Origin of the sequence: Lentzea sp. HUAS TT2 (assembly GCF_051853195.1) — a bacterium.
Classification (GTDB): domain Bacteria; phylum Actinomycetota; class Actinomycetes; order Mycobacteriales; family Pseudonocardiaceae; genus Lentzea.
Genome location: NZ_CP196667.1, coordinates 7,013,729 through 7,033,784, shown reverse-complemented (window position 1 = coordinate 7,033,784; position 20,056 = coordinate 7,013,729). Strand labels below are relative to the sequence as shown.

The following is a 20,056-nucleotide window of genomic DNA, read 5'->3' as shown; positions in this document are numbered from 1 at the left end:
TGAAGTGGGAGCGCTCTCAACGCGCAAGACTCAACGCAGTCCGACATACCTGAACAGGATCTCGAACATCCTCGATCGTCGCGGCCGCCCGAGTCGCCGCGATCCCGAACCCGGGGTCGTCCAGCACGCGCGTCACGGCGGCCCGCAGTCCATCCACAGTGGACGGCCGGACGACCACGCCACTGCCCTGCCGCGCGACCCGGCAGGCCATCTCCCACTGGTCGCCGCCACCGGGCACCACCACGACGGGAACGGCCGCGCGCAACGCCTTGACCAGCATCCCGTGACCACCACCGCACACCAGCACGGCAGCCTGCCGCAGCAGCGCGTCCTGGTTCCCCGGACCCGACCGCGCCCACGCGGGCAGACCAGGCGGGGTGGGCGCGAACGTCGACACGACAGCCCGCACGTCCTTGTCCTCCAACGCTTCCAGAGTCATCTCGGCCATGCCCCGAGCCCCGGTCCACGCCGTCGAGGGCGCGACCATCACCAGCGGAGCGTCGCCGGGCGGCGGGCTCAGCGTCTCCCGGCTCGCCTCCCACAGCAGCGGCCCGACCACGTGGGCGTCGCGCGGCCAGTCCGGCCGTGGCACCTCCAGCGCGGGCAACGTCGCGATCAGCCGCGCCGCCGGGCCCGTTCCCGTCGCGTCGAGGCCGATCCGTTGCCGCACAACGGCTCGCTGCCGTTCACCCTGCCGCAGCGACCGGGCCGTCATCGCCCGCAGCACAGCGTCCCGCAGCTTGCCGCGCACCCCGGTGCCCGCCGCCAGCCCGCTACCCATTGGCGGCAACCACTTCGACGGCTCGTAGAGCGGGTGCGGTGACAACTGCACCCACGGCAGGCCGACCAGTTCCGCGGCCATGCTCGCACCCAGCGCGAGAACGTCGCACACCACGAGATCCGGTTGCAGCGCAACGAGTTGGGGAGCGAGGACCGACGCCAGCGTCGCGGCCTGGTCGTGCAGCGCGCGCCCGAGATCCGGCACGTCCCGCAGGTCGTCCAGCGACAGGCCGGCCACCCGCGCGGCCGTGATCCCCTCGGCGGCGGCGGGCTCGACCCAGCGGTCACCGGTCAGCAGGACCGGGGTGTCCCCGGCCTCCGTGAACCGCAGGCACAACGCGATGGCCGGCACCACATGACCGGGATCGCCCCCGGAGACAACCACGACTCGCACCGCGCAGATCTAAGCACCTGACCAGAGCTCTTGTCCGAAACCTCGTGTCCTTGCTGGTGCCGAGGCGCCTGCAAGTACCACCAACTCTTGATCGAATCGCCGTCAACCACACCCAACTTATTCGCCGTCCAACGAACAGGCGCCGTGTTCTCGGGCCCCTGTTGGTGGTAGGAAAGTGCCTGTTGATGTTGAGTTGGTGGTACTTGCAGACGCCAGCAGGAGCAGGCGCGGGGCCGCTTGGGCGAGTAACGGACACAACTTCTGATAGCAGGCTTCAGCCCTCTTCGCCCTGCTTGTCCAGTTGGTGTTGGCTGGACGGCATGGATCAGACCCGCTGGCAGGACTACTGGGACCGCAAGTCGGCGACCTACGACCAGGAGATCGGCGTCCTGGACCGCCGCGTCTTCGGCGACTCCCGCCAGTGGGCCTGCTCCCGGGCCACCGGGCAGGTGCTGGAGGTCGCCGTCGGCACCGGCCTCAACCTGCCGCACTACCCCGCCTCCGTGACGCTGACCGGACTGGACCTGAGCGAGCAGATGCTCGGCCTCGCCCGAACCCGTTCCGCCGAACTCGGCCTCGACGTGACGTTGCAACAGGGCACCGCGCACGCCCTGCCGTTCGACGACGCCTCGTTCGACACGGTCGTCTGCACGCTCGGCCTGTGCGCCATCCCCGACCACTCGGCCGCGGTGGCCGAGATGGTCAGGGTGCTGCGGCCCGGCGGCCGGCTGATCCTGGTCGACCACGTCGCCGGCTCGTCCCGAGTCGTGCGGGGTCTGCAGTGGCTGGTCGAGCGGATCACGGTCCCGATGGCGGGCGAGCACTTCCTGCGCCGCCCGCTGCACCTGGTGCAGGCCCACGATCTGGTCGTGGAGCAACAAGAGCGCTTCAAACTGGGCGTGGTGGAGCGACTCGTGGCGCGCAAGCCCTAGCGGTCAGCGCACGCGGTCGGTCGCGCAGCCGACGAGGAGCATCACCAGGACGGCCGCGAGCGCGTGGTCACCGCTCAGCGCGCAAGCGCAAGCAAGTGTGAACCAGAGCACAAGCCTCATGAACCGAGGTTAGGGACCGTACGACGGTGATCGCATCTCATTTGGGCAAGGCTTGATGCTCTCTTAGGCAAAACTGAAATCCGTGACCACACAGGAGTTCTGGGACCGGCACGCCGCTACGTTCGACGACGAACCCGACCACGGCCTGCGCGATCCGCTCGTGCGCGCCGCCTGGGCCCGGCTGCTCCTGCCGCTCGTACCCGCGGCTTCCTCCGTCGTGGACCTCGGGTGCGGCACGGGCAGCCTGTCGGTGCTGCTCGCCGAGGCCGGCCACGACGTGCACGGCCTGGACCTGTCCGCGCAGATGGTGAACGCGGCACGGGCCAAGGCTTCTTCGGCAGGAGTGGCCGTCGAGTTCGTCGTCGGGGACGCGGCTCACCCGCCGTGGGCCGAGGCGTTCGACGTCGTGCTGGCGCGGCACGTTCTGTGGGCGCTGCCGGATCCGGCTGCGGCTCTGGCGGCGTGGGTGTCGCTGCTCAGGCCGGGCGGTGTGCTGCTGCTGGTGGAGGGACGGTGGTCGACCGGGGCCGGGCTGACCTCCGCGCAGACCCGGTCGCTGGTGCTCGGGGTGCGCGCGGAGGCCGAGGTCACCGCGCTGACCAGCGAGGACCTGTGGGGGCGGCCGATCGAGGACGAGCGCTACCTGCTCGTGAGCCGGCGGTAGGTCAGGCCGGCGAGCACCTCGTCGGCGACCTCTGCCGGATCACGGCCGGCCACGTCGACCATCAGGCGGAAGGCGGCGTACGGAGGCGTGTCGGGGTAGGAGAAGCCGATCTCGGCCAGGTCCTGACTCTCCCAGGTGGAGTGGCACCGGGCCCGGATCGCCGGGTCGGGGCGCAGTCTCTCGTTGATCAGCCGTGCCACCGTCCTGGCTGGCCATTCCCAGCTGTGGTCGTGCGTGACGCGGTCGACCTCGCGGTCGTACTGCGCCGCGTCGAACCGGAAGTCCCGCAGCAGCCGCGCGCTGATCTGGCACCTCCAGTCCCGCCACACGACCTCGTCGCCCTCGCGCACGATCGTGACGCGCAGTTCGTCGCCGTCGTTCTCGTCCAGGACGATCTCCTTCGGCTCGGCCGTGGCGACCAGCCTCGGGAGCACCCATTCCGGCGGGTCGGCCTCGAAGCAGCCGAACACCCGTGCGGCGATCGGCACCCCGTCGATGAGCACCCTGGCCTCGGCCATGCTCACCGGGTTCGGTTCGGAGGTCACGACCCGCACGGCGAACCCCGACCCAGGCGCGTCGAGCGCGGCGACCCGCTGGGTCATCCAGGCGCTGACCGGGCCGAGCTCCGCGATCCAGGCGGTCAGGACGTCCTTCATGGTGGCGACGAGTTCGACGCGCAGATCTCCGAGCACCAGCGCGGCGTGGCCGGTGGCGAACTCGTCGGCGAGGGCCGTGAGCGCCGTGGCCCGGTCGATCGTGGCGGGCTGGAGGTGGGCGAGCTCGACCCAGCGCCGGCACACCGCGATCGCGTCCCGGTACTCGTGCAGCTTCGAGTAGCCGTGCGCACGACTCATGCCGTAGAGCAACCGGCCGGCCTCGTCCCACAGCCGATCCGTCACGTCTGGTTGGTCGAGCAGGCTGCGCAGGTCGAGCGCTTCGGCGGCCCTCAGCGCCCTTCGGCCGACGATCACCTGGCGGAGGAGGGCTCGATTCTCTTGGTCATGATCGGGACCCTACCTGGTCCACCATCAACCCAAGAGTGAATTCGAACCGCTCATGCCCCTCACCGGACCCCAGCACGTCCACGTGCTCCACGGTGTGCGGGAACCGGCTCACCGGCAACATCCGCAACCGGGCCAGCATCTCGCCGCGATCCACCTCCCCGCGCAACGACGACTCGACCGTGTACGCGCTCACGTACAGCAGCATGGCGTCGATCGTCCAAGCCGCCGGCCGAGGTGACACACCACCGGCCAGGAACAGCGCGAGCAGCCCCTCGGTGATCCGCAGCGTGTCGAGGTTGGCGGGCGGCGCGGACAACGCGGCCCGCGCGATCCCCGGATACCGCAGGAACTGGTCGCGCAACTGGCCGCACACGTCGAGGACCTGCGAGCGCCACCGTTCGGCGTCGGGTACGGGCACCGACACCTGCTTGCTGAGCGTCCCGATCAACAGGTCGTCGAGGTCGGCCTTGTTGCGGACGTGCGCGTAGAGCGAGGCGGGCCCGGTCCTCAGCGCGGCGGCGACTCGACGCATGGTCAGCGCGTCGTAGCCCTCGGCCTCGACCAGCGCCAACGCCGTGGTGACGATGCGGCCGACCGTGATCGGCTCCTTGCGCGCCGGGGCGGGTTCCTGCTCCAGCTCGGCGATCTGCGTTGCCCACTCCTCGCGGGACCTGCGGTTCATGTGACCAGCCTACCAGTTGACTCGAACAGTGTTCGTGCGTAGAACAGTGTTCGTGGCTACCTACAATCTCGCACTGCGCTCGCCGGGGTCGCTGCGGGAGGCGTGGATCGCCCTCGCCGGCCTGTCCGCGGTGTTCCTGTTCGAGATGCTCGACAACTCGATCCTCACCGTCGCGCTGCCCACGATCGGCCGCGACCTGCACGCCTCGACGACCGCGCTGCAGTGGGTGTCGAACTCCTACGCGGTCGTGTTCGGCGGCCTGATGCTGGTGTTCGGCGCCGTGGCGGACCGCTTCGGCCGGCGCCGCGTGATGCTCGCCGGGCTGGCGCTCCTCGGCCTCGCGAGCCTCGCCACCCTGTTCGTCACGTCCGTGGGCGGGCTGATCGCGGTCCGCTCGGTCATGGGCATCGCCGCCGCCATGACCACACCGGGCTCGATCGCGCTGGCCTTCCGCCTGTTCCAGTCCGACGACCTGCGCGTCCGCGCGATGACGCTCATCTCGACGGTGGGTCTCGTCGGCCTGGCGGTCGGGCCGCCGCTCGGCGGTTTCCTGCTCGCCGTCGCGCCCTGGCAGGCCCTGCTGCTGATCAATGTCCCGATCGCCGCGCTGGCGTTCGCCGGCATCGGCAAGGGCATCCAGGCCGACACGGACCTGCACCGCGGCCCCGCCGACTACCTCGGTGGTGTGCTCGGCACCGTGACGATCGTGCTCGCGCTCGTCGTGCCGACCCTGTTCGTCGAAGGTGGCACCTGGCAGGCGTGGGTTGTCGCCGCGCTGACCGTGGTGAGCGGCGTGCTGTTCGTCGTTCGCGCGCGCACGGCCAGCTATCCGTTGCTCGACCTGAAGCTCGTCGCGCACCCGTTGGTGTCCAGCGGCCTCGCCTACAAGGCCGCGACCGGACTGGCCGCAGCCGGGCTCACCTACCTCGTGACGCTCCAGCTGCAGCTCGACTGGGGCTGGTCGCCCGCGCTCGCCGCCGCCGGCATGCTGCCCCAGGTCGCCGTCCTCATCGCCGCAGGTCCGCTGGTCAACCGGTTCGTGCGCTGGGCGGGCCTGGACCGGGCCGTGTGGCTGGGCGCGCTCAGCGTCGTCGCCGGGCTCGCCGTCTACGCGCTGCTCGGACGCCTCGGCTACACACCCGTTGCCGTCGCGTTGGTGCTGGTCGCCATCGGCATCCGGGTGGTCGGCGCCGTCGCGGGTGTCAACGTCCTCAAAGGCCTGCCGGAGAACAGGACCTCGATCGGCGCCGCGCTGGTCGACACCGCCTCCCAGGTCACCTCGGCCGCGGGCGTCGCCGTCAGCGGCACCGTGCTGGCCGCGCTGTTCGCCGGCGGCATCGCGCAGCCGGACTGGAGCAGCGGGCAGACCGCGCAGTTCGAACGGGCCGTCACGATCGGCGGGCTCGCGCTCACCGCGATGGCCGGCGCGCTCGTCGGCTGGGCGTTCCTCCGGGCGCGCCGCGCGCACTAGGCGGAATTACTCCGGAAAGTTCTTGCAACGCTTTGCCCCGTGTGCCCGCGGATGCTACGACGTGTAGGAACCCCTGCAGCAAGGAGACAACGTGGTTTCCTCGGCTTCGCGCACCCTTCTAGCGGTGCTGCTGATCGTCGGACTGTCCACACCGGTGCAAAGTCTTGCGGCGCCACCGGGCGCCAAGGACGTCACCGTCACCCTGTTCCAATGGCCGTTCGCCCGCGTGGCAGCGGAATGCACCAACGTCCTCGGACCCAAGGGCTACGGCTACGTCGAGGTCTCCCCCGCGACCGAGCACGTCCAGGGTCCGCAGTGGTGGACCAGCTACCAGCCCGTCAGCTACCGGATCGCCGGGCGCCTCGGTGACGAGAACGCGTTCCGGAACATGGTCAGCACCTGCCACAACGCGGGTGTCAAGGTCATCGCGGACGCGGTGATCAACCACATGAGCGCCGGGTCGGGCACGGGCACCGGCGGCACCGGTTACTCGAAGTACAACTACCCCGGCGTCTACAGCGACTGGGACTTCCACTCGTGCCGCTCGCCCATCAACAACTACCAGGACCGTTACAACGTCCAGAACTGCGAGCTCGTCGGTCTGTCCGATCTGGACACCGGCAGCGACTACGTGCGCGGGGCGATCGCCGGATACCTGAACCGGTTGATCGGGATGGGCGTGGACGGGTTCCGCGTCGACGCGGCCAAGCACATCGCGGCCGCGGACCTCGCCGCGATCAAGGGAAAGCTGAGCAACCCCGGCGTCTTCTGGGTGCACGAGGTGATCTACGGCTCGGGCGAGGCGGTGCAGCCCGGCGAGTACACGGGGTCCGGTGACGTGGACGAGTTCCGCTACGCCTACGACGTCAAGCGGATCTTCCAGAACGAGAACCTGGCCTACCTCAAGACGTTCGGGCAGTCGTGGGGCTTCCTGCCCAGCGGCCAGGCCCGGCCGTTCGTCGACAACTGGGACACCGAGCGCAACGGGTCCACGTTGACGTACAAGGACGGTTCGACCTACACGCTCGCGAACGTCTTCATGCTGGCGTGGAACTACGGTGCGCCGCAGGTGTATTCGGGCTACGAGTTCACCGACAAGGACGCCGGTCCGCCCGGCAACTCGGTCTGCTACAGCGGCTGGAAGTGCCAGCACGCGTGGACGCAGGTCGCGAACATGGTGGCGTTCCGCAACACCGTCGCGGGCACCGACGTGAACAACTGGCAGGACAACGGGTACGACATGATCGCGTTCGGCCGCGGCAACAAGGGTTTCGTCGCGATCAACCGCGAGACGTTCCCGGTGAGCCGCACGTTCCAGACCGCTCTGCCCGCCGGGAGCTACTGCAACGTCCAGGAGAACGGCTGTGTCCGCGTGACCGTGGACTCGCAAGGCCGGTTCACGACGACGCTCGGTGCGGGCACGGCGCTCGCGCTGCACGTCAACGCGCGCTAGGAGATCACCGGCTGTCCACCCCGCGAAGTGGTGGACAGCCGGTGACCCTCATCAGGCGGTGTGCAGCCTCAGGCCGTAGACGTTGAGGATCTCGTTGATCGGCTGGAACCACGTGCGACCGCCGCTGGAGCAGTTGCCGTAGCCGCCGGACGTGACGCCCTGAGCCTGGTCACCGGTGATGAACGAACCACCGGAGTCGCCACCCTCTGCGCACACGGAGGTGCCGACCATCTGGTAGACCGCGCCCTGCTGGTAGTTCACGGTCTCGTTGCGGCCCTGGATCACGCCGCAGTGCCAGCGCGTCGTCGAACCCGAGCGGCACACGGAGGTGCCGACCGGCGCCTCCCACGAGCCGCGCACCAGCGAGTCGCTCACGGTGCCCCAGCCGAGCACGACGGGCACGGTCCACCAGCCACCGCCGGTGCGGACCCAGGCGTAGTCGTTGCCGGGGAACGACGAACCGGCGAAGTTGCCCTGGAAGGAGCGGTCCCAGCCGTAGACGGCCGCGCCGTTGCCGCCGCAGTGGCCCGCGGTGACGTAGCCGCCGTGCACGGAGAAGCCGATGGAGCAGCGGACGTTGCCGGTGTAGTACGGGTCGCCGCCGACGGTGCCCGCGGCGAACGTCTGCGGCTGCTGCACACCCTCGGTGCGCACGGTGATGGCGCCGAACTGACGTGCCTTGTCCAGGAACGAGGCCACTTCAGCGGTCTGCTTGCCGGCCTCCACGCTCACCACGACGGTGCCGGTGCGCGCGTCGGGACGCCAGCTCGCGACCGCGGACGGCACCGAGCCGGTCGCGGACAGGGCGTCCAGGCGGTTCTTGTGCGCCGCCATCGAGTTCGCCGAACGGCCGACGACGACAGCTTCGGCGCCGGTGGCCTCGACCTTGCGTGCGGCTGCCTGGTCCGTCACCGCGACGACCAGGCGGTTCTTCGTCTCGTCGAACCAGCTGCCGGCGAGTGCGGCACCGGCCTCGCCCTCGGCGCGCGGCGCGAGCACCGACGCGCGTTGTTCCTTCTCCAGACGCAGCCGCGCCTGGGACTCGGTCAGCCCGAACGCCGAGCTCATCGCGGTGAGCAGGCCGGGTGACATCGCCTTCTCCGAAGCCTGGGCAGGCACCGTGAAGGTCGACCCGACCAGCACGAGTGCCAGCGCGGGCACGATTCTGGGCATGGTGAAGCGCATGCTCTTCTCCTTGTCCGGCAGGGATCGCTTCCCGCCCCGTTGCGGGGAGCGACGAACATGAGAGCGCTCTCACCGTGGCGCAGGACCGCCCCGGTGGTCAACAGCCTGTACCGGAACTGTCCTGCCCGACATCTGCCCGAATGGGCCAAATCGGGCACTACTCCATCACGACGACCTGCCGGACGGCCTCTCCGGAGGCGAGCCTGGCGAACCCGTCGTTGATCTCGTCGAGCCGCAACCGCCCGGACAGCAGGCCGTCGACCGGCAACCGTCCCGCGCGGTAGAGGTCGACGAACCTGGGCACGTCCCGGCGCGGTACGCACGAGCCGAGGTAGCTGCCCTTGAGCGTGCGTTCCTCGGCGACCAGGTTCAGCGCGGGCAGGGTCACGGTCCGGTCGGGGTGCGGCAGGCCGACGGTCACCGTGGTGCCGCCGACGGCCGTGGCGGCGTAGGCCTGTTCGAGCACCGCCGCGACCCCGGTGGTGTCGATGACCTTGTCCGCACCTCCGCCGGTCAGGTCGCGCACCCGGGCGACGACGTCCGGACCACCCGCGGCCTCGTGCGTCGCGCCGAGCGTGAGAGCCAGCTTGCGCTTGTGCTCGACCACGTCCACCGCGACGACCTGCGTGGCACCCGCCGTGACGGCCGCTAGCACCGCCGCCAGCCCGACGCCACCGAGGCCGAACACGGCGACCTTCTCCCCCGGTTTCACCTCGGCGCTGTAGAACGCCGCACCCGCCCCGGTCAGCACCGCGCAGCCGAACAGCGCGGCGACGTCGAGCGGCAGGTCCTGCGGGACCAGGGTGGCCGACCGGTCGGAGATCACCGTGTACTCGGCGAAGCCGGACACGCCGAGGTGGTGGTGCGGGCGCGTGCCGTCCGGGAGGGTCCAGCGCCGCTGACCGCCGAGCAGCGTGCCGTCGCGGTTGGCCGCGGCACCGGGCTCGCACAACGCCTGGCGGCCCGACGCGCACCGGCGGCAGGCGCCACAGGCGGGCACGAACGACAGCACGACGTGGTCACCCGGCTTGAACTCGGCGTTCGGGCCCGCCTCCACGACCTCGCCCGCCGCCTCGTGCCCGAGCACCATGGGCAACGGCCGCACGCGCGAGCCGTCGATCACGGACAGGTCGGAGTGGCACAGGCCGGTGGCGTGCACGCGCACCAGCAGTTCGCCGGGACCGGGCGGGTCGAGCTCGAGGTCCACGATCTCCAACGGCCCGCCGACCCCGGTCAGCACCGCGCCTCGCGTCTTCACGCCACCACCAGCCCTTCCATCGCCGTGCGCAGGTGCGCGGGGATCTCCACCGGTTTGCGCGTCGCCCTGTCCACGAAGACGTGCACGAAATGGCCGTCCGCCACGACGTCCTCGCGTCCCTCGAAGAAGAACCCGACCTCGTAGCGCACGCTGGAGCGGCCGAGGTGCCCGACGCGCAGCCCGGCGTCGAGCGCCTCCGGGAACGACACCGAGGCGCGGTAGTTGCAGTGCGACTCCACGCACAGGCCGATCTGCTGTCCGGCCTGGATGTCCAGCCCCGCGTCGATCAGCCACGTGTTGATCACCGTGTCCATGAACGCGTAGTGGACGACGTTGTTCACGTGGCCGTAGACGTCGTTGTCCGCCCAACGGGTCGGAATCCGCTGCCAGTGCCGGTAGTTCTCGCGCAAAGACCCATCCCCTGCTGTTGATCGAACACCGTCAGTCGAGCCTCCTCGTCAGCTCGACCCTCGACCGCACGCCGAGCCGCGCGAAGATGTTGCGCAGGTGGTGCTCGACCGTGCGGTGGCTCAGGAACAACCGCGCGGCGACCTCGCGGTTCGTGGCGCCCTCCGCGACCAGCCTGGCGATCTGCGCCTGCTGCGGCGTCAGGCCGGGGTGGTCGCGCGGCTCGCTCGTGGAGTCGCCGGCCGCGCGCAGTTCGGCGCGGGCCCGGTCGACCCAGTGATCTGCCTGGTAGGACTGGAAGATGCGCACGGCGTCGCGCAGGTGTTCGCGCGCTGCCTTGGGTTTGCGGCCGCGCCGCAGCCGGTTCCCGTACAGCAGCTCGGTCTTCGCGAGCTCGAGGGCGGTGCCGCTGGCGCGGTGCAGCCGGATCGCCTCCTCGAAGTGCTCGTCGGCGGTTCCGCTCTCCAGCAGGCCGTGACAGCGGTGCGAGAGCGCGAGACGCGCGGTGCTCCCCGTCGCGCCGGCCCACTTCTCGAACCGCCGCAGCGCTCTGTCCGCTGTGGACTGCTGGCCGCAGGCGACGGCGGCCTCCACGACGTGCGGCGCGGCCATCACCTTGATGCCGGCGTGCCCTGGGTGCAGTCGCAGCCGGTCCAGCGCGTCGGCGGGCCGGTCGCGGGCCAGGTCGACGCACGCGAACGCCCAGGCGCCGAACGTGCCGGGCCGCATGAGCCCGCGCTGGGTGATCTGCTCGGTGGCGGTGTCGATGCGGTGCAACGCCGTGTCCGCGTCACCTCTCAGCGCCGCCAGCAGCGCGAGGATCGTCAGGTGGTCGACGACGGCGTTGTGCTGCCCGATCGCCGTGGCCGCGTGCACGCCCTCGGTGGCCGCCGTCAGCGCCGCCGAGTGCTGGTCGAGCAGCAACGCCGACAACGCCCGGTAGACCAGCGCCCACGGCACCAGCGCGGTGTACCCGCTCTCCCGCGCCGCCGTCACCGCGCTGGTCGCCATCTCGTGCGACCGGGTGGCGTCCCCGAGCACGTACGCGGCCTGGCTCGCCCAGATCCGCGCCTGCGGTCCCGGCACCTGGCCGGCGAGATCGACGACGGAGCGCAGCGCGGGCAACGCCACGTCGTGCCTGCCGTCGAACGTCGCCAGCATGCCGGTGAGGTGATCGAGCGTGAGCCTCGTGGCAGCAGGCTCGTCGGCCCGGCGGATCTCCTGCGCGAACTCGACGACAGCGGTGTAGCGGCGGTGGTCACCCGCGATGCTCGCTGCCTCGCCCGCGAAGCCCAGCGCGGCCACCGCGAGCGTGCGACGCGTGCCGACCAGGCCCTTCGCGGCCCGCACCAACCGGTCCGCGGCCACGTCCGGGAGGCTCTCCCCGAGGTCGATACCGCCCGCGACCAGGTCCAGCAGCGCCTTGAGCTCCGGGGTGTCGGTCAGCTTCGTCGCCGTGCGCAGAACAGCTCGCGACCGGTGCGGCGCTCCATGCGCCCAGTGGTCGGCGGCGGCTTTAAGGAGGTGGTGCGCCCTCTGTTCGGAATCGGTCGTGAGGCTGGCCGCGCGGTCGTGGTCCCGTGCGGCCGTCGCGAAGTCGCCACACCGTCGTGCGTGCTCGGCGTGCGCGATGAGGACGTCCGCGAGACCGGCTTCTCTGGTCGTGACGGCCTGGTGCCACGTGCGCCGCGCACCGCTGGGCAAGGTCTCCGCGAGCTCGGCGTGGGCCCGGCGCCTCAGCGGGAGCGGCACGTCCACCAGCAACGCGGACCGGACCAGCCGGCGCGAGTCGAACAACGGGCCCGCCTCGATCACCGCGTCCAGGTCGAGCGTCTCGGCGTCGATCTCCTCGTCCACCGCGGCCAGCGCGACGACGTGCCGCGCGGCGGGCGACAGCACGTCGAACCGGGCGCGCCACCGTCGTCGGAGCGAGCTGTTCTCCGGCAGCACCTCCGGCGCCGGCGCGATGCCGCCGAGCTGCGCGGACGTGAGCGAACCGGCCAGCTCGACCAGCGCCAGCGGGTTCCCGCAGGCCAGGTCGGCGAGGTCGGCGGCGAGGGTGGCGGGCAGGCCGGGCACCAGGTCGTGCAGCACCCGGACGCTCGTGGCGGCGTCCAGCGGGTCGAGCGTGATGCTGGGCAGCCCACGCGGTTCGGCCTCCGTCGCGATGAGCAGCGCGGCGTGGGTACCGGTGACGTCGTGCGCGAGCTGAAGAAGTTCGTCGTCAAGCACGGGGACGTCCACGCACAACAACGCCTCGTAGCTGTGCATCACTGCGTTGAGCAGCGCAGTCTTACCCGAACCGGCCTCGCCACGCAGCACGAGCACCCCGCCGCGCCCAACGCGCGCACGGTCCACCAACGCGTCCACGGCGACGCGTTGCCGCTCTCGGCCACGCAGCATCAGGCCAGTCTTACGGCGGCAGCGGCTCCACCGGAAGGGGTAGGCGCCAAATTCACCTACCACCGTTAGTTTTGCCACCGAAGCTGTTCACCGAGACCGGTGGTTGCACCGATGCGCACGCGGCGGTCAGGACAGCAGGGTCGAGGAAGTTCCTCCCTGTTCCCCTGCCGAATGAGGTGTACAGCGCTGTGCAACTCCGCACCCTGATCCCAGTCGCGCTCTCCCTGGTGCTGCTCGGCGGCACCGTGGCCCAGGCGGCCGACAACCCGTACGAACGCGGCCCAGCCCCCACCAACTCGAGCATCGAGGCCACCCGCGGCTCGTTCGCCGTCTCGGAGACCTCGGTCTCTTCCCTGGTGACGGGCTTCGGCGGCGGCACGATCTACTACCCGACCAGCACCTCCGCCGGCACGTTCGGCGCCGTGGCCATCTCCCCCGGCTACACCGGCACGCAGTCCAGCATCTCCTGGCTGGGCCCGCGCCTCGCCTCCCAGGGCTTCGTCGTGTTCACCATCGACACGAACACGATCTACGACCAGCCCGACAGCCGCGCGTCGCAACTCCTGGCGGCACTCGACTACCTCACCCAGCAGAGCAGCGTCCGCACCCGCATCGACTCGTCACGCCTCGGCGTCATGGGTCACTCGATGGGCGGCGGCGGAACCCTGCGCGCGGCCAGCCAGCGCCCGTCCCTGCAAGCGGCGATCCCGCTCACCGGCTGGCACACGACCAAGAACTGGTCGTCCGTCCGCGTCCCGACCCTGGTCGTCGGCGCGGAGAGCGACTCTGTGGCCCCGGTCTCGTCACACTCCGAGCCGTTCTACACGTCACTGCCGTCCACTTTGGACAAGGCGTACCTGGAGCTCAACAACGCCTCGCACTTCGCACCCAACTCGTCCAACACGACGATCGCGAAGTACAGCATCTCGTGGCTCAAGCGGTTCATCGACAACGACACCCGCTACGAGCAGTTCCTCTGCCCGGCGCCGGGTCGCAGCACGCTGATCGAGGAGTACCGGGACACGTGCCCGCACTCCTGATCGTCTGAGCACGGGTCGCGGCGCCATCCCGAGCGCGGGGCGCCGCGACCCGATCCAGCTTCAGCCGATCACGCTCATCCGCACGTCGCCGGACAGCCGGTAGGGCCGCGTCTCCACGAGAGCCCCCAGCAACCGGCGCAACCTGGACACCTCCGCCCGCACCGTGACCACGTGCTCAGCGTCCCCGTACAGCGCGTTGCTCAACGCCTCGGCGGACAGCCCGGCCCGGCCGGCGCGGTGCAGCAACACCAGGATCTCCGCGTGCCGACGCGTGACCGTGCGCCGCCAGTCCGCGTCACCACCGGACAACCGGACCTGCGGGGTCCGGGTCAGATCCAGCTCGAGGCACACCGTCCGATCCAAAGAGGACGGACGAATCAACCAGCCGCCGGAAAGACGTTCCGGGGTGCAGGCTCCGAGGCCAGGCACCGCGAGGGGTTGCCCGGCCACCGGCACGGCGATCCGCGACCCCACCGCCACACCGTGCGAAGCCGCCACCCACCCGTGGTCGTCCACGACGAGCGACGGCCCGGTCAGCAGAGCCGCACCGCGCAGGCGTTCAAGACGCTCCTGGTGACGCCGCCACAACAGCGACTCGGCCAGCAGACGCCCCGTCTCGACCAACGCGCCGATCGCCGGATGCAACGTCAGAGCAGGCCCACTCACGTCGATCACCCCGAGCAACGACCCGGTGCGCGGATCGTGGACGGGTGTAGCCGTGCAGTACCAGGGATGCTGGCCCTGCTCGAAGTGCTCCCCCGCCAGCAACTCCACCGGCGCGGCCTCGGCAATAGCGGTACCGATGGCGTTGGTGCCGACGCGGCGTTCGGTCCAGTCCGCGCCCTCGAAGAACCCCAGCGCGTCGGCCCTGCGGCGGACGGCGGGTGTACCGGAGCGCCAGAGGATGACGCCCTCGTGGTCGGTCACCACGAGCAGAAGTTGGGAGGCGTCCGCCAGCGATCCGACGACGCCGCGCAGGTCCGGGACCACCTCGCGCAGAGGTGAGGCCTCCTGGCGGCGGCCGAGTTCCGCCGAACCCAGCCAGTCGCGGGTGTTGACGTCGTCGGCGCGCAGGCCCAGGTCCAGGACACGGTTCCAGGAGCGGGAGACGAGGGCTCGCGGGCGCAGGGCGGAGTGACTGCCGGCGATGACCGCGTCGTGCATGCGCACCAGTTCGCGGGCATACGTGGGCAGGTGCTGACCGGGCGGCACTGCCCTGGGCACGCTCACCGGTCGAGCATGGACCAGGCATGCAATCCGGTGCAACGGTTCCACCGGAGCGCGGGAAGGAGGTGAATCAAGCAAGACGAGTGACGAGGAGCCGCGATGACACAGACCATGGACCGCACGGCACAGGCGCGCGTGGACACCTGGCTCGCCGGGTTCGAGGCCGCGCTCAAGGCACGGGACGTCGACGCCGCCGCCGGGATGTTCGCCACCGACAGCTACTGGCGTGACCTCGTCGCCTTCACCTGGAACATCAAGACCGTCGAGGGGCGTGACGGGGTCGCGGACCTGCTCAGCGCCTGTCTCGACGGCACCGATCCGGAGAACTTCCGCACCACCGAGACGCCGTCCGAGGCCGACGGGGTCGTGGAGGCGTGGCTCGAGTTCGAGACCACCTCAGGCCGTTGCAAAGGGCATTTGAGGCTCAACGACGAGGGCGCGTGGACGTTGCTGACGAGCCTGCACGAGTTGAAGGGGTTCGAGGAGAACAAGAAGGAGACGCGGCCCAAGGGTGTGCGGCACGGCGTGATCGAGGAACGCCTGTCGTGGGCCGAGGAACGTGCGCGGGAGCAGGCAGAGCTCGGGTACGCGCAGCAGCCGTACGTCGTGGTCATCGGCGGTGGGCAGGGCGGTATCGCACTCGGTGCGCGGCTGCGGCAGCTCGGGGTGCCCGCGCTGGTGCTGGAGCGCAACGACCGGCCCGGCGACTCGTGGCGCAAGCGGTACAAGAGCCTCTGCCTGCACGACCCCGTCTGGTACGACCACCTGCCGTACCTGCCGTTCCCGGACAACTGGCCGGTGTTCGCGCCCAAGGACAAGATCGCGGACTGGCTGGAGATGTACACCCGCGTGATGGAGGTGCCGTACTGGACGCGGTCGGAGGTCAAGAAGGCGACCTACGACGGTGCACAGTGGACGGTCACGGTGGACAGGGACGGCGAAACCGTGACCCTGCACCCGAAACAGCTCGTGTTCGCGACCGGGATGTCCGGCAAGGCGAACGTGCCCGCGTTCCCGGGGGCCGACGAGTTCCAGGGCGACCAGCACCACTCGTCGAAGCATCCCGGGCCGGAGGCCTACGCCGGGCGCAAGGCCGTGGTGATCGGCTCGAACAACTCCGCCCACGACATCTGCGCGGCGCTGTGGGAACACGGTGCGGACGTCACCATGGTCCAGCGGTCGTCGACGCACATCGTGCGCTCGGACTCGTTGATGGACATAGCCCTGGGCGATCTCTACTCGGAACGGGCCGTCGCCGCCGGCGTGACCACCGACCGCGCCGACACGATCTTCGCCTCGCTGCCCTACCGGATCCTGCCGCAGTTCCAGATCCCGGTGTACCAGCGGATCAAGGAACGGGACGCGGACTTCTACGCACGGCTGGAGAAGGCCGGCTTCGAGCTGGACTGGGGCGACGACGACTCCGGGCTGTTCCTCAAGTACCTGCGCCGAGGCTCCGGCTACTACATCGACGTGGGCGCCTCGGAGCTCGTGGCGGACGGCAAGATCAAGCTGGTCCGCGGCCAGGTCGACCGACTCACGAAGAACGCGGTCGTGCTCTCCGACGGCACCGAGCTGGAGGCCGACCTCGTCGTCTACGCCACCGGCTACGGCTCCATGAACGGCTGGGTCGCCGACCTCGCCGGGCAGGAGATGGCCGACCGCGTCGGCAAGTGCTGGGGCCTCGGATCCGGCACCACCAAGGACCCCGGCCCGTGGGAGGGCGAGCAGCGCAACATGTGGAAGCCGACCCAGCAGCCGGGACTGTGGTTCCACGGCGGCAACCTGCACCAGTCGCGCTACTACTCGCACTTCCTGGCGCTGCAGCTGAAAGCGCGGTTCGAGGGCGTCCCGACACCGGTCTACGGCGTGCAGGAGGTGCACCACCTCAGCTGAGCAGCTTCTCGGTCTCCTCCCAGAGCTCGCGCTGCACGACACCACGGCCGGGCTCTGGGCACTCCAACACCGCCGCGTCCCTGACCGAGAAATAGCCGCCGGTGACCTCTGCAAAGGCGGGATCACAAGCAAGCCGCGTGATGATCGAGGCGCCACGGGCGGGGTCGCCGATGCGCAACACGTGCAGCGCCTTCTCCAGCAGGCCCGCGAACGGCAGCTCGCGCCCGAGGCCGGTGGTGTTGAAGCCGGGGTCACAGCAGCTGGACGTGACCCCGGTGCCCTCCAGCCGCCGCGCGAGCTCCTGGCTGAACATGATGTCCATCAGCTTGGTCCGGCCGTAGTGGGCGGCGGACGTCAGGGCGGTGGCCGGGTCGATGGTGCGGGCCTGCCGGGACGCCTCGGACGCGACGGTGACGACGCGAGCCGGCGCGATCAGCTTGCCGAGCAGCGCGTTCGTGAGCACCCAGGGCGCCAGGTAGTTCACCGCCGTCATCTCGGGCACGCCGTCGGGGGTGACGCGCGGGCTGAACGCGTGGATCCCGGCGTTGTTGATCAGCACGTCCACGCGGTCGTGGTGCGCGTCGACGGCGGCGGCCGCGCGACGGACGTCGTCCAACGACGACAGGTCGGCGACGAAGGCCGTGACGGTGACGCCAGGACCGATCTCGGCGCGCAGGTCGTCGACCTTCGCCGCGCTGCGGGCGACGACACCCAGATCGAAGCCTCGGCGGGCGAGGTCGAGCGCGACGAGCCTGCCCAGGCCGTGCGTCGCGCCGGTGATGACGGCGGTGCTCATGGTTCAATGATGCACGATGCTGAGGTACCTCACAAAGGAGCCCCGTGGACGCCGCCGAGATCGGTCTGCGCTACCTGATGACGTCCGCCAGGGTGCGCAGGGCGGTGGACGAGCACCTGTCCGGCACCGGGGTGTCGCTCGCCCGCGCGAAGATCCTCCAGGTGCTCACGAGGCTGGGACCGGTCAAGCAGACGCGGCTGGCCACCGAACTGGGCATGGCCGCCCGGTCGATCACCCAGGCCGTCGAGGCGATGGAGCGGGACGGCCTGGTGCGCAGGACGTCCGATGCCACCGACAAACGGGCCAAGGTCGTCTCCGCGACCGACGAGGGCGTCCAGGCCCTCGCCGCGGGCGAGCAGGCGGGCACCGACGTCCTGCGTGAGATCTTCGGACGCCTCGACGCACGCCAGCTGCGGGCGCTGAACGAGGTACTCGACGTCCTGGACTAGGCGAGGTGTCCGTCGGGACGCACCAGGCCAAAAGCCGTCTCCACCGGGCGGCCGGACCGCAGCCGGGTGAAGAGCGTGCCGTCGTCGGGCACCCGCCGGCCCTTCCCGTAGTCGACGTCGAGCCCGGACAGGCGTTCGGCGAGCTGCTGGGACATGTCCGGCGCGGTCGCGATCAACCCGCTGACGACCGCGCGCAACGCCTGTCCTTCAGGTGAGTACGCCGTCATCAACGCGGTCTGGGCCCTGGTGTGCCGGAGCAGATCGGCGCCCACCGGGTGACGTTCGGAGTGGTAGGTGTCGAGCAACGAGTCGTCCGCGCGCCCGGTTACCACGGCGGCAAGTTTCCAGCCGAGGTTGTGCGCGTCCTGGATGCCGACGTTCATGCCGACCCCGCCCGTCGGGAAGTGCATGTGCGCGGCGTCCCCTGCCAGCAGGACGGTGCCGGAGCGGTAGGCGGCGGCCTGGCGGGTGGCGTTGCCGAAGCGCGACAACCACTTCGGGTCGCGCAGGCCGAAGTCGGTGCCCGCGATCGCCTTCACGGTGGCGCGCAGCTCGTCGAGCGTCAGGTCACCGGGCCACTCGGGACGGTTCGTGGCGGGGTCGCCGCCGACGATCCGGTGCACGCCACTGGGCAGCGGCACGACCATCAGGCCACCGAGCGGACCCGTGACGCTCGCGAATCCGCGCACGGGCGGGTCGTCCAGGACGACGTCACCGAGCCAGCCCCACGTCGTCGCGTCGGTTCCGGGGAACTCGATGCCCGCGGCCTCCCGCACGACACTGCGGGTGCCGTCGCAGCCGACCACGTAGCGTCCGGCGACGACCTCGCCGTCAGCCAGCTCGACCCCTTCCGCAGCCAGGCCCACCACCTGACACCCCCGCCTCACCGTCGCGCCCATGTCGGCGGCGCGCTGTTCGAGCAGTTCCTCGGTGCGGGCCTGGGGCAATGCCAGCGTGAACGGGTACGGCGTGTCCAGCGCCGAGAAGTCCATGCGGTCGGACAGCCCGCCGAAGTGCCCGTTCGGGATGCGGATGCCCTCCTCCAGGAACGGCCCGGCCGCTCCCCTGCAGTCGAGGATCTCGATCGTGCGGGGGTGGATCGTGAGCGCCTTGGAGTTCTCGTCCCGGCGCGGCCGCGTTTCCAGCACCACCACCGAGGCCCCTCCCAGTCGCAGCTCCCCGGCCAGCCAGAGGCCGGTCGGCCCCGCGCCCACGATGACGACGTCGTGCATGACTCACTCCCTTGGTCACTGACCAATGCTTCGCGGTCGAGTAGACTAGGTCAGTGACCAAGAGTCAAGCGGACGTGGTGCGCACCGCGATCGAGATCCTCGACGAGCGCGGCGCCGAGGCGGTGTCGATGCGTGCCATCGCGCAGAAGCTCGACGTGCGGATGAACACCGTCCTCTGGCACGTCAAGACCAAGGCGCGGCTCGAAGAACTGATGGCCGACGCGATCGTCGCGGGCGTCTCCCTCGACGGCCTGCCGCAGGACTGGCGCGAGCGGGCCGCCGAGATCGCCCGCCGTTATCGGCTCGCGCTGCTGGCACACCGCGACGGCGCCGCCGTCGTCGCGGGCACCTACGCGGCGGAACCAGCCACTTTGGACACAGCGGAAGCTCTCGTCGCCGCGCTGCTCGACGGTGGACTGTCCGCTCGTGACGCCGCGTGGACGTGCTGGAGCGTCATCTACTTCATCCTCGGCCTGGCTCAGGAGGAACAGGCGCTGCCGCAAGGTTCAGAAGATCTCGCCGTCGGTGACCGACCGGCGCTCAAGCGCGTCCTCCCCTTCCTCGCCGAGGAGTCGTTCGACGCGCGGTTCGAGTTCGGGATCACCAAGCTGCTGACGCAGTGAGAGCACCGAGGTCGCCCGGTCGGCGGGCAGGCGGTGCCG

18 protein-coding genes are annotated in these 20,056 nt (G+C 70.4%); 8 read left to right on the top strand and 10 right to left on the bottom strand.

Annotation, left to right across the window (positions count from 1 at the left end):
• Window positions 1-16: 16 nt before the first annotated feature.
• On the bottom strand, window positions 17-1,174 hold the full coding sequence (locus ACSHWB_RS33845) for a glycosyltransferase (RefSeq protein WP_439657354.1): 1,158 nt from the start codon (window positions 1,172-1,174) through the stop codon (window positions 17-19).
• A gap of 320 nt (window positions 1,175-1,494) precedes the next feature.
• Between ACSHWB_RS33845 and ACSHWB_RS33840 the strand changes: the two genes are divergently transcribed.
• Both ACSHWB_RS33840 and ACSHWB_RS33835 read left to right on the top strand, forming a co-directional pair.
• On the top strand, window positions 1,495-2,106 hold the full coding sequence (locus ACSHWB_RS33840; protein WP_439657353.1) for a class I SAM-dependent methyltransferase: 612 nt from the start codon (window positions 1,495-1,497) through the stop codon (window positions 2,104-2,106).
• Between the two features lie 202 nt (window positions 2,107-2,308).
• Window positions 2,309-2,890, top strand: coding sequence for a class I SAM-dependent methyltransferase (locus ACSHWB_RS33835; protein WP_439657352.1), 582 nt, complete (start codon window positions 2,309-2,311; stop codon window positions 2,888-2,890).
• Here the strand turns inward: ACSHWB_RS33835 and ACSHWB_RS33830 are convergent.
• The gene (locus ACSHWB_RS33830) at window positions 2,866-3,861 is read right to left on the bottom strand and encodes a hypothetical protein (RefSeq protein WP_439657351.1); all 996 of its coding nucleotides are present in this window, start codon (window positions 3,859-3,861) and stop codon (window positions 2,866-2,868) included. The genes ACSHWB_RS33835 and ACSHWB_RS33830 overlap by 25 nt on opposite strands.
• A 28-nt stretch (window positions 3,862-3,889) precedes the next feature.
• The gene (locus tag ACSHWB_RS33825; RefSeq protein ID WP_439657350.1) at window positions 3,890-4,576 is read right to left on the bottom strand and encodes a TetR/AcrR family transcriptional regulator; all 687 of its coding nucleotides are present in this window, start codon (window positions 4,574-4,576) and stop codon (window positions 3,890-3,892) included.
• 52 nt (window positions 4,577-4,628) lie between these two features.
• On the opposite strand from ACSHWB_RS33825, the gene ACSHWB_RS33820 reads away from it, so the two are divergent.
• Together ACSHWB_RS33820 and ACSHWB_RS33815 are read left to right on the top strand one after the other, a co-directional pair.
• On the top strand, window positions 4,629-6,047 hold the full coding sequence (locus ACSHWB_RS33820; RefSeq protein WP_439657349.1) for an MFS transporter: 1,419 nt from the start codon (window positions 4,629-4,631) through the stop codon (window positions 6,045-6,047).
• 91 nt (window positions 6,048-6,138) lie between these two features.
• Entirely contained in the window at window positions 6,139-7,500 is a 1,362-nt protein-coding gene (locus ACSHWB_RS33815; RefSeq protein WP_439657348.1) for an alpha-amylase, read from the top strand.
• Window positions 7,501-7,551: 51 nt separating this feature from the next.
• On the opposite strand, the gene ACSHWB_RS33810 is transcribed toward ACSHWB_RS33815, so the two are convergent.
• The 4 genes from ACSHWB_RS33810 to ACSHWB_RS33795 all read right to left on the bottom strand — a co-directional run bounded on the left by ACSHWB_RS33810 (window position 7,552) and on the right by ACSHWB_RS33795 (window position 12,754).
• Window positions 7,552-8,685, bottom strand: coding sequence for a S1 family peptidase (locus ACSHWB_RS33810; protein WP_439657347.1), 1,134 nt, complete (start codon window positions 8,683-8,685; stop codon window positions 7,552-7,554).
• A 157-nt stretch (window positions 8,686-8,842) separates the two neighbouring features.
• Window positions 8,843-9,943, bottom strand: coding sequence for a zinc-binding dehydrogenase (locus tag ACSHWB_RS33805; protein ID WP_439657346.1), 1,101 nt, complete (start codon window positions 9,941-9,943; stop codon window positions 8,843-8,845).
• Window positions 9,940-10,353, bottom strand: a complete 414-nt coding sequence (locus ACSHWB_RS33800) for an acyl-CoA thioesterase (RefSeq protein ID WP_439657345.1) — start codon at window positions 10,351-10,353, stop codon at window positions 9,940-9,942. Before ACSHWB_RS33800 ends, ACSHWB_RS33805 begins: the two co-directional genes overlap by 4 nt.
• Window positions 10,354-10,384: 31 nt before the next feature.
• Complete coding sequence (locus ACSHWB_RS33795; protein WP_439657344.1) at window positions 10,385-12,754, bottom strand: LuxR C-terminal-related transcriptional regulator; 2,370 nt, start codon at window positions 12,752-12,754, stop codon at window positions 10,385-10,387.
• Between the two features lie 188 nt (window positions 12,755-12,942).
• Between ACSHWB_RS33795 and bdeA the strand changes: the two genes are divergently transcribed.
• The gene (bdeA, locus tag ACSHWB_RS33790) at window positions 12,943-13,794 is read left to right on the top strand and encodes a bis(hydroxyethyl) terephthalate hydrolase (protein WP_439657343.1); all 852 of its coding nucleotides are present in this window, start codon (window positions 12,943-12,945) and stop codon (window positions 13,792-13,794) included.
• Between the two features lie 60 nt (window positions 13,795-13,854).
• Here the strand turns inward: bdeA and ACSHWB_RS33785 are convergent, their stop codons facing one another.
• Window positions 13,855-15,024, bottom strand: a complete 1,170-nt coding sequence (locus tag ACSHWB_RS33785) for a transcriptional regulator (protein WP_439657342.1) — start codon at window positions 15,022-15,024, stop codon at window positions 13,855-13,857.
• 96 nt (window positions 15,025-15,120) lie between these two features.
• Between ACSHWB_RS33785 and ACSHWB_RS33780 the strand changes: the two genes are divergently transcribed.
• Window positions 15,121-16,917 (top strand): NAD(P)-binding domain-containing protein, encoded by a 1,797-nt coding sequence (locus tag ACSHWB_RS33780; protein ID WP_439657341.1) that lies wholly within the window; start codon window positions 15,121-15,123, stop codon window positions 16,915-16,917.
• Here the strand turns inward: ACSHWB_RS33780 and ACSHWB_RS33775 are convergent.
• The gene (locus tag ACSHWB_RS33775) at window positions 16,910-17,713 is read right to left on the bottom strand and encodes an SDR family NAD(P)-dependent oxidoreductase (RefSeq protein WP_439657340.1); all 804 of its coding nucleotides are present in this window, start codon (window positions 17,711-17,713) and stop codon (window positions 16,910-16,912) included. The genes ACSHWB_RS33780 and ACSHWB_RS33775 overlap by 8 nt on opposite strands.
• Before the next feature lie 44 nt (window positions 17,714-17,757).
• Here ACSHWB_RS33775 and ACSHWB_RS33770 point away from each other — a divergent pair, with 44 nt between their 5' ends.
• Window positions 17,758-18,162: a MarR family winged helix-turn-helix transcriptional regulator gene (locus ACSHWB_RS33770; RefSeq protein ID WP_439657339.1), complete on the top strand. Its 405-nt coding sequence runs from the start codon at window positions 17,758-17,760 to the stop codon at window positions 18,160-18,162.
• On the opposite strand, the gene ACSHWB_RS33765 is transcribed toward ACSHWB_RS33770, so the two are convergent.
• Complete coding sequence (locus ACSHWB_RS33765; RefSeq protein WP_439657338.1) at window positions 18,159-19,394, bottom strand: FAD-dependent monooxygenase; 1,236 nt, start codon at window positions 19,392-19,394, stop codon at window positions 18,159-18,161. The two genes, ACSHWB_RS33770 and ACSHWB_RS33765, sit on opposite strands and share 4 nt — an antisense overlap.
• Window positions 19,395-19,447: 53 nt before the next feature.
• Here ACSHWB_RS33765 and ACSHWB_RS33760 point away from each other — a divergent pair, with 53 nt between their 5' ends.
• Entirely contained in the window at window positions 19,448-20,017 is a 570-nt protein-coding gene (locus ACSHWB_RS33760; protein ID WP_439657337.1) for a TetR/AcrR family transcriptional regulator C-terminal domain-containing protein, read from the top strand.
• Window positions 20,018-20,056: the final 39 nt, after the last annotated feature.